The organism is Xenorhabdus vietnamensis (genome assembly GCF_002127535.1).
GTDB lineage: Bacteria > Pseudomonadota > Gammaproteobacteria > Enterobacterales > Enterobacteriaceae > Xenorhabdus > Xenorhabdus vietnamensis.
In genome coordinates this window covers 1-12,525 of record NZ_MUBJ01000039.1, presented here as the reverse complement: position 1 = coordinate 12,525, position 12,525 = coordinate 1, and the positions used below count along the sequence as shown (strand labels likewise).

Annotated in this window: 9 protein-coding genes and 4 pseudogenes; 3 read left to right on the top strand and 10 right to left on the bottom strand. The window is 44.1% G+C overall.

The window, feature by feature from the left end:
• Positions 1-101: 101 nt before the first annotated feature.
• Positions 102-308 (bottom strand): annotated as a pseudogene (locus Xvie_RS19150) (IS6 family transposase); the annotation flags it as partial.
• A gap of 70 nt (positions 309-378) precedes the next feature.
• Here Xvie_RS19150 and Xvie_RS24245 point away from each other — a divergent pair.
• From Xvie_RS24245 to Xvie_RS25020, 3 genes and pseudogenes are all read left to right on the top strand, one after another.
• Entirely contained in the window at positions 379-507 is a 129-nt protein-coding gene (locus tag Xvie_RS24245; RefSeq protein WP_279625692.1) for a hypothetical protein, read from the top strand.
• Between the two features lie 85 nt (positions 508-592).
• Positions 593-853, top strand: coding sequence for a reverse transcriptase domain-containing protein (locus tag Xvie_RS23425; protein ID WP_244175740.1), 261 nt, complete (start codon positions 593-595; stop codon positions 851-853).
• Positions 850-1,224 (top strand): annotated as a pseudogene (locus Xvie_RS25020) (group II intron maturase-specific domain-containing protein); the annotation flags it as partial. The gene Xvie_RS23425 and the pseudogene Xvie_RS25020, both read left to right, overlap by 4 nt.
• 14 nt (positions 1,225-1,238) lie before the next feature.
• Here Xvie_RS25020 and Xvie_RS23415 read toward each other — a convergent pair.
• The 9 genes and pseudogenes from Xvie_RS23415 to Xvie_RS19095 all read right to left on the bottom strand — a co-directional run.
• Complete coding sequence (locus Xvie_RS23415) at positions 1,239-1,427, bottom strand: hypothetical protein (RefSeq protein WP_167376326.1); 189 nt, start codon at positions 1,425-1,427, stop codon at positions 1,239-1,241.
• A 47-nt stretch (positions 1,428-1,474) separates the two neighbouring features.
• Complete coding sequence (locus tag Xvie_RS19135; protein WP_086110724.1) at positions 1,475-6,454, bottom strand: RHS repeat-associated core domain-containing protein; 4,980 nt, start codon at positions 6,452-6,454, stop codon at positions 1,475-1,477.
• Between the two features lie 114 nt (positions 6,455-6,568).
• The gene (locus Xvie_RS19130; RefSeq protein ID WP_086110723.1) at positions 6,569-7,705 is read right to left on the bottom strand and encodes a hypothetical protein; all 1,137 of its coding nucleotides are present in this window, start codon (positions 7,703-7,705) and stop codon (positions 6,569-6,571) included.
• 722 nt (positions 7,706-8,427) lie between these two features.
• Positions 8,428-9,750 carry a PI-PLC domain-containing protein gene (locus tag Xvie_RS19120; protein WP_167376327.1) on the bottom strand — a complete coding sequence of 441 codons (1,323 nt, stop codon included), beginning with the start codon at positions 9,748-9,750 and terminating at the stop codon, positions 8,428-8,430.
• Between the two features lie 197 nt (positions 9,751-9,947).
• A pseudogene (locus Xvie_RS19115) lies at positions 9,948-10,187 on the bottom strand (IS1 family transposase); the annotation flags it as partial.
• Positions 10,188-10,218: 31 nt separating this feature from the next.
• Positions 10,219-11,541 (bottom strand): IS4 family transposase, encoded by a 1,323-nt coding sequence (locus Xvie_RS19110; protein WP_086110720.1) that lies wholly within the window; start codon positions 11,539-11,541, stop codon positions 10,219-10,221.
• 40 nt (positions 11,542-11,581) lie between these two features.
• Positions 11,582-11,791, bottom strand: coding sequence for an IS66 family insertion sequence element accessory protein TnpA (gene tnpA / locus Xvie_RS25930; protein ID WP_422645954.1), 210 nt, complete (start codon positions 11,789-11,791; stop codon positions 11,582-11,584).
• 84 nt (positions 11,792-11,875) lie between these two features.
• Positions 11,876-12,275, bottom strand: a pseudogene (locus tag Xvie_RS19100) (IS110 family transposase); the annotation flags it as partial.
• A 48-nt stretch (positions 12,276-12,323) separates the two neighbouring features.
• Positions 12,324-12,525 (bottom strand): DDE-type integrase/transposase/recombinase (locus Xvie_RS19095; protein ID WP_139838900.1); only part of this gene is annotated, 202 nt, incomplete at its 5' end.

Here is a 12,525-nt window from a genome sequence, read left to right as displayed (position 1 = left end):
TGTCCGTCCCCATAGTTTCAACGGGGGCAGGTCTCCCGTTGAGTACGAAAAACAATGGAAAGCGGCTAAAAATTTGTCCGGAAGTCCTTGACCACTACATTATGCCGACGAAAGGCCTTATCCAATAGCGGCACTAATCGAGTAACCCAACGGTGCAACGTTGAATGCTCAACGTTAATACCGCGTTCAGCCATCATTTCTTCGAGGTTGCGTAAACTCAAGGCATCAGCTAAATACCAGCGAAGACACTGAGCCATAATATCAGTCGGATAATGGAGACGTTGGAAGGTTTTTTGAATTAAAGACATGATGAGACCATACAATAAAAGCGGATATCTTAGCTAACTTTGCCTTAATGCGACAGAACCACCCACGGTCGTGGATCGCATCGCGCAGATGGTGGTCAAAGACATGCTGGAACCAATTCTGGAGCCACAATTCCACGTTGACTCCTATGGCTCCCGCCCACATAAATCTGCGCATGATGCCCTGAGAGTAGCTCGGTAACGATGCTGGCGCATTGACTGGGTGCTGGACGTGGATATCAAGGGGGTTCTTCGATAACATCGATCATGAACTCCTGATGAGAGCGATGGCTAACCGTGTCGGTGTACATGCCGGATGGAACGGTGCAGATAAGGACAAAGGAACTCCTCAGGGAGGCGTCATTAGTCCGTTGCTGACCAATCTGTTCCTGCATTATGCATTCGATATGTGGATGAAACGGGAATTTCCCGTCATCCGGTTTGAGCGGTACGCTGATGATATAGTCATCCACTGCAAGAGTCATGCGCAGGCAATGATGCTGCGTAGTAAGCTCAGAAAACGTCCGCTGAGTGTAAGCTGGAGATGAGTCCGGGTAAGACGAAAGTCGTCTACTGCAAGGACAGGGAAAGAACGGAGGCATATCCTGAAATCAGCTTCGACTTTCTGGGCTACACTTTCAGGCCAAGAAAGTCGGTCTCGGAAGAAGGAGAGCTATCAGTGAATTTCCTGCCAGCAATGAGCGCCAGAGCTGCGAAGGCAATCCGGCAGACAGTACGGGGCTGGGATTTGAGTCACAAAACACCGCTGTCGCTGGAAGTAATGGCACGATGGCTCAATCCCATGTTACGAGGCTGGGTCAAGTATTATAGGCACTTTTATCGGTCAGCAATGGACCGTATAGCCAGTCATGTAGATCTGCACCTTGCTAAATGGGTTACTCGCAAATATAAGCGGGTGCACGGTAACCTGGCTCAGGCATATGAATGGTTAGGCAGGATAAGGAGTGTTAAGCCTGGTCTGTTTGCACACTGGGAAATTTGTACGCGGCGCGAACGGTCAACGACAAGAGCCGGATGACGGGAGACTGTCACGTCCGGTTCCGTGGGGCGCAGGGGGGAAGTTCCCTTGCGCGACCCGATAACCCCTGAATGTTTAGTCAAACATTTTTCTTAACCAAATAATATTACTATGACCTTTTTCTTCTTCATCATACCCACAATCCATCGACTATTCTTCCAGCATTTAGTGACCGCCAGTAACTATTTGAAAAACTCGTTACAGGTTGGATATTCAAATAACGACGTAAGGCTTCATCATTGCGGCTAAAACAATACCCACCAATGACATGACATATCGGACTCTGGTAGTAACGTTTATAATCGATATCGGTCAATCCATCAGAGTCAACAACTTTTATGGATCTCCTGATAAGTGGTGTACGGTTTGTTCGATACATACTCACATCTTCACGGTAAAATGACTCGTCAAGAAGCCGTAAATCGCGGAGCTGTAGATTGCTGCATTGCAGTGGATCGAGCAATCCATTCGTAATCCAGTTATTACCGGCTGGCCTTCCATGGGTACCAGATAGAATGACAACTGTTTTGGGGTTTGAGCTTCTGGTGCTAGCACGGGCATTGATTCTTTCCAGTGGCTCGCGAATCTGAGTGCCACGAATTTCTTGGTCTGAACCATAAATAACTTTCCCATTATGTGGAACTTCATGCCATTGGGCACGTCTCATCACTCCATTTCCGGCGGGAACTCTGGCTAATCTATTATTCACTGCCCCAGCTTTGCTGACCGAATAAGAGCCAGCCCTCTTCATTAGTGAGCTGGTACCTTTTAACCCTACACCTGTTAATCCGGTACCTAATGATACCCATCCTAAAATTGCTGATGCTTCTGGGTTAATATTTTCCACCGCTCCGGAAGCTATAGCGGTTACATCTGAAGCAACGCCTAATCCACCTACAATCAGCGAGGTAGCCGATGCCGTACTGATGGCTGCCATCACACCACCAGCCGCTGCAATGGAGGCTCCTGCCGTGAATACAGCCAGAGCCAGACCTATCGTTCCGGCCACTATACCGGTGATTGCCTGCCAGCTTAAGTGCCCTGATGGGTCGGTGTGATTGATTGGATCTCCGGCACAGTAGGCATATGGGTTGATACCTCCGGCCCCGAATGGACTAAAACTATCTGGACAGTTAAAGCGCATCAGTATCGGGTTATAGGCGCGGTAGCCATTACCCAGATGGTAGGTGCCGCTTACTGGGTCAACGCGCTCGCCGTTAAAGCCCGGCAACAAACCCGCAGGTTTACCTTGACCATAGGGTGACCATCCGTGGAGTTTTCCATCACTTTCACTGCCCTGACGTGACCAAAGCAGACTGTCATTTCGGTCACTGGCGGTCAGCGTCAGACCGTTGCCGTCACTCACTCCCAGACAGGTATGTCCAGCCTTAATCAGACGTGTCTCTCGGCCCTGTGACGTCAGTACCTCATTAACCAGTTCATCGCCACGGTAGAACAATTTCCGTATGTCCCCAGCGCTGACATTCTGGCTGACCAAGCGGTTCAGTGCGTCATAGCTGTAAGTGCCGCCGCTGATGCTTTTCCCACTGATGCAGGTCAGGCGTCCGGTCACATCATAGGTCAGCGTCCGCCCCGCCTCATCTTGTGTCATCCTGCCTTCTGCGTCATACGCTAGACTAATGGTCTGCGGATAACCACCGTGGGTATGTGTCACGGATGTTAACTGCGTTGGGTCTTCATGATTCTCATAATGGTATGTTGCTGTGTCCGAAGTGCCGTCAGTCAGCGTGGTAATAACGGAAGTCAGGTTGTTCAGCGCGTCATAATGATACGTCTGTTCGGACATTGGGTTGCCGTATGCATCCGGTGGCAAATTTTCGCCAGCCACTTTGTAGCTGACCAGCCGGTTACGATTATCATAATTATACTGTTCATCCCGCACAGTTTTGTCATTTTGCTGGGTAGTCCGGGTAGCCAGTAACCCGTTTTTAAGCCAAGTTTGCTTCACGGTTAGCTTGGTCCCGTTACTGTCAGTCACGGAGCGGGTGACTTCACGGCCAAAATCATCGTAATGCAGCACCGTGGTCAGTGTGGATGTGGTCGTTGTATCCTTCACTGTCTGGCTATTCAGGCGCCCCAGCGCATCATATTCCAGACTGACCGTCAGGGCATCGTCGGTAATATCGGTCACCCTGCCATACACATCACGGCTGTAGTGGGTTTGCTTACCGGTGATATCAGTGTACATGACGGGTTTGCCAGCCAGTGTCCGAGTATATGCGGTGTTGCGAGTACTGCCGGTTTGCGTGAAGCTCTCAGATTCCAGGCTGCCCGAGGTATTCCAGGTGTTATTGATTGCTGTGCTGCCTTCCGTTGCTTGAAGCAGTTCGCCAGTTTTACTGTCATAGCGGAACGTCTGTGTCACACCATCCGTTGTCATACTGTTGACCACGTTACCCAATTCAGGAATATAGGTGTATTTCACCATTTTGCCTGAAGGCAGAGTGATGCTTGACGGTAGCTGGGAGGCACTATCATAGGTATACAATGTGGTACGTCCACCGTTTGAGCGTTTCGTGACCCGTCCAAGACTGTCAAATTCTTGCGTTCCTAGCAGCCAGGTAGTCGTTGTACCGTTAGCATCAGGACCGGTTACGCTAACAGAAGCCACCTGATCCCCGGTTAGGTGCGGAGCATAGGCCCGACTCAGCTTGCTACCGTCTGGCAGTGTCTGAGTCAGGACGCGATTATAGACGTCATAGGTACGTTGAGTAACATTATTCAGCTCATCTGTTTCCTGCCGCAATCTCCCCAGCCCATCCCAACTGTATTGATGGATACCCTGTTCTGCGCCCGATGTATCCAACTGACGTTTAGTGAGTGGCAGGTGATGCTGGTTGTCAAATGTGGTGAGGAGTTGCCCACTTATTGATGTCGCTGAACCCGCAGTTCCTTGGTTGTACATCACTTGAGTCAGGGTGACTGGGTCTATGTTCTGGAAGCTTTTCATTCCATCGGAGAACAACAGGAGTTTTGCTGTGCCCCAGCCGTCATATTCCGTATCTGCCTTTACGGAAAAGCTTTTGATTGTGTCCGAAGGAAATGTCAGCCAGTCCTGTTCCGTACCGGTGCTATGTTCGCCGAATGAGTTAAACGTGTGGGAGGCGATCTCATACCATTGGTGGGATACATCTGCGTCATAGCGTTGCTGATTGATGATTCGGCCTGCACCATCAAAGTGCACTTTCATTTTATTGCCGAAGGCGTCGGTCTTAATGGTGACTGGGCCATCGTCCTTAATGACATATTTCCAGGTTATGGTGTTTTCGTATTCCGTACCCGATGCCGTAGTGCGGCTCAATGGGCGTCCCATTTTATCGTACGTATGGGTGACCATTACGCCTTGTGCATCGGTTTCATTGTGCAGAAGCCCAGAATATGCAGACTGTGTACGGGATGTAACAATCCGGATACCATCATGGCCGGTAAAGATTATCTCTTGATACATGACTCCATTGTTGACGGTCGTAGAAAAATCCTGCCTGGTGGTATAAACAGCGGCATTCTTCATGTTTTCATGCTTCGTATTAGTAATGGATGTAATACGGCCGAACTCACCACTACTACTGTCACCGTTGTATGCAATATCTTCTCGGAGCAGGAGTAAATCACCTCCGTATTCAGAGCGACTCTCTAGCACCGCGTAATTTGTTTTACCTAAACGGTTATAGATATAGTGGGTGGAATATTCTGGAGATTCATATTCTGTTTTGAACGGAGTAGTGGTTCGGTGTTTCATAAAACGAACAAATCCGTTGGGTTCTGCCGGGCATCCGTCCTCTCCCTCAGTGGCATACCAGGTGGTGACGGTGACAGTCCTATTTGGCGCGACTTCTCGGATTGGGTTACCACTTTCATCGAATTCGGTGAATGTGCTCTGTTCTCGGGATTTACCGTTAGTGTCCACCCAGATTTCTTTTTTCTCACGCGGTAACTGAAATTGTGGTGGCTGAGCATCAATAAAATCGCCACCTTGCGCGTAATAAGTGAATTCCGTACGGTATGTACAGCCTTGACGGATGGTTTCCTCAAGGGTTTGCAGATGATAATTGTTATACTCTCTGTGCGTGGTCACCGTAACGCCACCATCCGTCACCGTTTCGGTTGAACCATAGGTATAATCAGTCAGTGTGGTATAGAGGTAATCACTATCGCCTGACCAGTCACCAAAATTTCCGTTGTATCCAAGAAAATTTTGTTCAGTATATTCGTAGTAGGTCACTGTTTCTGGCTGTCCGCTCCCCGGATTGTATGTATGAGACAACACTGCCGGCAGTGGGGCCAAACCTGAATTTTCAGGGAAACGCAACCCGTTAATTTGACTGTACTGTACACTCTCGGTCTTCCCCGTAGGGGAATTCACCCCGGTGAGTAACTGGCGTTGACCAGAATCTACGGTGTCGTAAACAAAAGACCATTTGAGCGTTTCTGTCTCAGATGTTTGGCAGGATACCGCATCAAGTCGAGAGTCATTATCAATAAATTCAAAATTGACCTTGTATTCATCAGCGGTGCCGGGCCAAATCACCATAGTCGAGAAAGTGTCATAGACCACCTGAAGCAGTGTTGTGGATTCATCTTCTACCTTGGACAGTCGGGATATTTGCCCACTCCAGTCCCAAAACAAGTTCAGATGTCGACCTAGTGGAGAGATTATTTGTGTGGTAACGAAGGTCTCACCGTCTTCTATTGGTGTCAGACGTTCTGATTTGCCTTCTTTCCAGAATACAGTATAACCTTCTTCATCATTATGGCCGTTGGTATAAACGAAGCGGAAACTGTTTAGTTTTTTATTGCGGACTGTATCAGAGCCTGGTTCAACTCTGTAATTTTCACCACTGCTCAATTCTAGCAGGTTAGTTCTATTATTGAATTGGGTAAGGCCCAGTCCAAAACCAATACCAAATCCATAGTTGTTCTTATTCAGGGGGGAATAACTGAAAGAGAGTGATAACTCCGGTCCGAGTTGATTATTCCCTATTAATTGCGCAACGGGGAGCTTAACCATGAACTGTCCAGTTCGCGGGTCCACTTGGGTTTGCAGAGTGCTGATAAAGTTGCTGGCTTGTGAAGAAAAGCTGTCATTCATAACATAGTCCCTTATAGAAATAACCAAGGCAAGTTGATTTTCACTGAATTGCCTTTTATTACTATCGAAATAAAACGGCACTATTATTAGTGCCGAAAATAATTCATCTCACAGTCAAATGCCGTTTACAACTAATTGAGGCCACCGAGAATCAGATGCAGTAATGGTAATAACGCCGCTATTACCATAGTTATCTACAACATCAATCCTGATTGTTGTCCCATCGTTACTCCATCCTTTCTGCTCTGATTGGCTTCGGGGGATCCGATGATTGCAAATATTAACTTTAATCATCCCTTCAGGAAGCGTCTGTCGCCAGCAATGGCGCCCATCACTATCGCCAATTTTATAACAATAGTCTTCCCATCCACATTTCGCGAGGATGGATGAATCAGAATCTAATCCGTAGGTTTCTTTGTTGACAAAAATGAATTGGGTATCGTAATACTCACCACCGACTCCCCATACCGTATCTGCATATCCATCACCGACAATGCGCACTGTGCTTAAGGTGGCCTGATTCCTTCTCACATTCATTTCATGGAACAAAATTCCATATTTCGGTTTGATGTAGAATTCCGTTCTTAAACTGGTACCTTCGTAATTATCGTAAGCAACATTAGCCCAGTTGGTGTGGGTAACCAGCATATCTGATACGACAGTCTCAAAATCTGATATCGACTTAGGCATATTAGAAATCATAATGTTTTCAGATAAGCTGTAATCAATAGAATTTCGTGCACTTACACGAACAAAACTCGGGGACTTAAATACGGAACCTTTACTTTTGGCTGGCGCGTTGATTGTACGGGTACCGTCCTGTGTAGTATTGAACTGACCCACGCCGGGAATATCAATTTCTGCACCGATATCAATTCCCGAAGACATATTTTGGGTAGAAATATAATATACAACCAACCGTTCACCACCTCTAACCTGCATTTCATAAGGGAGATAAGATGAATTCCATGAGATTATATTACTATAACCTAAATTGTCTGGTGAGTAATTCCATGTCCCGTTGTAATTTATTTTTTCACCAGTAACATAGTTCACTAAATATGTTTGTTTTAGCAATTCCTCAGGTGAGATTATTGATTCCGAGCCATCCTGCTTCAATACTTTGACTTTAATGTAAATGGCAACCTGGTTCTTTCCATTAGCAAAAATCTCAGCATTCTTTGCTGATGTGTTATCTAGAAAACCTACAGAAAGAGTACTCAGTTTGTGAAATTCATCCCATACACTCATAAAAAACCTCATATTTATTAAATTACACTTAATTAAATTAGAGTTCACGTTAGTAACTCTTGGGGGGCTCTCTCCATCATGGGTTCCAAGCCGGAACCGCCGAATATGTAGAGCACGGCATATTCGGCGATATGCGGAGTATCCTGTTCCTGGACGGCAGCGTTTGTCTTGAAATCAGATAGTAATAGCGGTTCCATTGACCGATTCTCTCGGCATATTTCTGTCATGGCTCGGTCATGCAGATATCCAAACAACAGAAATATATTTGCGTGCGGATACGATGAACGCCGTTGTACCACCGAGCCTCAAAAAGGGAAGATTCGAGCTCCGGATAAACTGATCGCTTCGCTGCGGGGTGATCGAATATGCTGAGTGAAAGGAGCCGGTATGCTTGTCTGCATCCGGCTCCTTTGCTTGTGAATCTGCATATTCTTGAATTCCGCATATCGTCCGAAATTTTGTCAGCCTAACTGAAGTTCCTCCATCATGGCGTCCTAGTCAATCTCAACAAAGGCCGTTTAACAAAATGTGTTGCCACTCCACCAGTGACATTCGTAGCGTTGTCATTTTCTCACCAACTGTCGTTTCCTCAGCCGCCACCTGTGCCGTAAGAAGGTGAACCAACCCCAAATGTGATAGCACCAATATAACAGTGGCAGCACGTTCAATATCTAATGGATTATGAGAAAAAGAGCCGCAATATTTGTGGCTCTTTTTTATGGCTACCCATGAATAAACCAATTTACCGCCATTGCCATTGCTGTCGCTTCAGATGTATCAATGTAGTCAACAAAAATAATGTTTGGATAATGATTTCCTGATATTGCGGGATACAACCGATAGGCTAACTCTTGATTTGCTTTATTTGCTAGCTGTTTAATGCTTGATGCTAAAGCCGTACAACATGTGCTTGCTTGGGTATTATTTTGTGTTAAAGTCCAGGACAGTAAAAAATAGTTATTCGGCATTTCCCGGTTCATTTTTTCAATCTGATCTTCAGACATGGACAACACATTGTCGCTGTTTGCATACTCATTGTACGCATTAAAGCAACTGTGATAATAAAACCCTTTATTTTCCTTATCTCCAAGTTGAACATTATCATCTTCAAAAATTAATAATACTGATGGGCCGTCACTGATAAAATCATTCAATGTCAGCAAAGTGAGGTCTGGATTCTTTGAGTCACTAGTAATGAATAATTTTTTTATTGATGAAAGCTCATTCAGCAGTCCATCCCACTCACCCTGAGTAAAAGTGCGATAACTGTTATTGCCGACATCTGTGTTAAGTGAGTGTGAAAAATTTAAAATAACGAGTTCATTTCGAGAGGCAGTGAATTCATTGATATTATTGATTATTGACTGAATTGATTGTCCATTCGAACCTTGCCATGACGATATGGCCTCCACATGGCCATAATGCCCGGTATAATAATGACCGCCGCTTATGACAGGGCGAATATCAAAATATCTTGCACCAAGATTAAGTTGCCCCAAAATATCACAGCTCTGTGTTAGTGTATTACATTCAAAAGCAAAAGGAGTGCCAGAATTACGAATGCTCATTCCTGCATCATGGGAACCTGCCATGCAGATATTTCTTAATTTTTTATTTCCTAATAAACTAATATTGTCACTCATCCAACTGAATGCATCGAGATTTGAAGCTGTATATTCACCTTCACGACCAGACAATAAGAAATTGACTATTCCATCGTGGTTCCATGCAAGTTGCAAAGTGGAGCCTTTAGTATTACCGCTGGTTTCAAGATTGCTGAAGTATACTTGTAGTCGGAAAAAAGCCCTTGCCTGTATCTGAAATGAAACATTACTTGTGTTTTCTAATGTATAAGTGACCTCTCCCGAATCGTCTGAGCTATTTTCAAAAAAACCTTGACTCCATTCTACGTAAATCTTTGCACTGCTTTTTGCTGCAATAATTTCAGGAAAATTCCAGCTATTCATTTGATAGCTGTGGTAATCACTTCTGTTCCAGTTTGAATTTGTACTGTTAACTAAGGTTATGTATCCACCTTGCCCCATAATAATTTCCTTTGGGTTTAATTTTATTTCCAATGAAACTATAATATACATGTAGGAAATTCAAAAACAGTTGTGCATAAAACCTCGAAAAAAATAATGTTCCGACCGAGAATATTGATTTTTCCAATTTTAAATTTTGTAAATTTTATTTAGTATAAAACTCCAAATTCGGGTCACTCCTCCAATAGTTAAATTCCTTAGCAAAGGTAATATTCCTGTTCTATGAAAGTACTTATTATTTTATCGTGCATCTCTTCCGATTTGGAATAACCCAGCGTTTTTCGGTTTAGTCTTTTTAAACGTGTACGGAGTGTCAGGTTGGTTCTTTCTATACGTTGAGTGCAATATTTCCCAACAATATGTTTTTCTTTAGGAAGTATACTGTACGATGCAAAATTATCCGTACAGTAAAACCGAACATTAAAAGGAGATAATAATTGGGGTTGTAAGCCGGACAATGGCATTCGGTTAAATCCTTATCGGAGCATCAAAAGAATTCCATCGTGTTCTGGGTTTCATCGATTTCCGTGGGTAGTGCCTCCCTGGTTTCACCCGTTGTATCATTCTTGCCAGAAATGCGTGAAGCATGTAATAAAATGATTTTAAATGTTTTTTTAACCTCCCCTGTATTAGCAGGGGGAGATGCTTGACGACAAAAAACAAACAGTTTTTTGAACTCAGCTTCTGTTTTTTATCCCTGCTCTCCTTGTTATCGATACGACTCCCCTCATCATCATAGTTCCTGTGATTAAAATAATTTTCCGATATCCTTGTCAGGTTAATTAATAATATATGTGCCTGAAGTTCTTGTTTGACGCCTTTCTCATTATGTGAATGAAAATCTTCAATATATAGGATTGACTTGGATAATTTATATAATTCTTCTATTTCCCATCGTTGATGGTATAAATCATTAAAATCTTTTGCTCCATAATAATCTTGTTCAATTAAAGTCGTCGCGAGAATATATTCAACATCTCCGTGTAAATACTTTACTAACCGTAACGTTATAGGCGGTAATTCAGAAAGAAGTTTTCTTTTTCTAAGGTTTGACTTTACCGCGTCCGAAGGGATATAGGTCACAATAGCATCATCGTAATGGCTGTCAGTAAAGTCTCTAATCACTTTGTTTCTATTGCCTTCCTGTATTCTGAATATCGCATCCAAATTATTTCTTATCACTTGATGTAACATATAATAACTAAAATACCCCCTATCGAAGATAACGACAGCATCACTATCCAGATATCTAAAGTGTTTTTCTGCACAAGCTCTCTCGTTATTATGATTAACAAAATCAATATCATATATAATTAAATTCAATATATCATAAAGGCAACTCATCATCGCATAGGGATAATATCTGGATGTTTTTTGCGTGACCCGATAGCCATTATTGATAAGTTTTCTGGGAACATTTAGTTTTGAACCATCAATAGCAAAAAGCCGGTGTCCCTTCCATGTTGTTGGGCGAGAATCCTTCTCCCAGACAGAGACAATATCTTTATTAATAGTTTTAATAGTATCATCCGGTAATTTTATTCTGGCTTCGCACATCGATGAAGCAGAGACAGGATTATATTGAGGAAGGGGTATTTTTTCACGAATGCAGTCATCCCATATTTCATTGATAATATAAGCATATCCATGATTATTCTTTCCTGATATAATTTTCATTAGGAATAAAGCAATCAGTTTTGTATCTATTGTTCTCTTTCTTTTTTGCCAAGATTTATCAATTCTTGAACATGAATTAAAAAAAGTTTTGTTTAGGCGTTGGTAGATATTCATGATTTGCTCCCCCCATTTAAATTTTATTTTTATAACATCGTTATTTCCTTAACCGAATGCCATTGGCCGGCCCAGACCGCTTTTCCTGTGGGTGGGAGTCACGTCGGCGGTGGTGATAGAACTGGGTCATAGAGATACCGATTTTTTGGCAAAACTGGTGGACAGTTAGGTCGGATTTTTTCTGCTGTTCAAAAATGTCCAGCCATTCGGCTTGAGTAAACCTGGATTGGCTCAGGCGGGATTTTTCCATAATCAGAATAGATGATAGCTATTTTAATCAGTGAATTCACCCTGGCTGGGTGTGGTTCCCCGTACGCTTACTCATCAGCCGTTAACCCGTATCATCACGTTGCAGTGCTTGCGCCAACGCGTTTTCAAGCTCAGTTATCTGTTTAACCAGATAGAGATAATGGGTATGCAAGCGCATAAGTCAATGAGTTAAATAAGGCGGAAGTTCATGCCCGGTGAGCATGTGGGAAAGCCGGTTTATCACCGCTACCCCGGTCGGCATACTGATACCCAATTCCAGTAAAAAAGCCTGCATCTGATGAGTCGTTTTAACCTTATCTCTGACCAGTGACTCCCTGACCCGATGTCATGCACGCATTGCTTGTTGAGATTCAGTTCTGGGCTGAACAAGATGAATGGAAGGACGTGAGGCCGCTTCACAGATGGCTTCGGCATCAATAAAATCTTTTGACGAAGGGGCGGACAAACTGTGGCGGAATCAATTTGGCAGTGTCGCGTTAACGGCGGCAAGTTAGCAAAAGTGGTGTTGCCGGTTATTTAGGCAGCCAGCAAATAGAATTGTTCCATTGTTCCGCGGGTGATAATCCATCACTTTGTGGATGTTGATATTGCCCTTTGCGTATCATGTGAATCAGTTCGATGCCGGCCAGGAGCGTCTGTGCCCGGCGAAACGATTTGAACCCCAGCATCTGTCGTATCCGACGTTTGATATTACGGTGCTCTTGCTCAACCAGG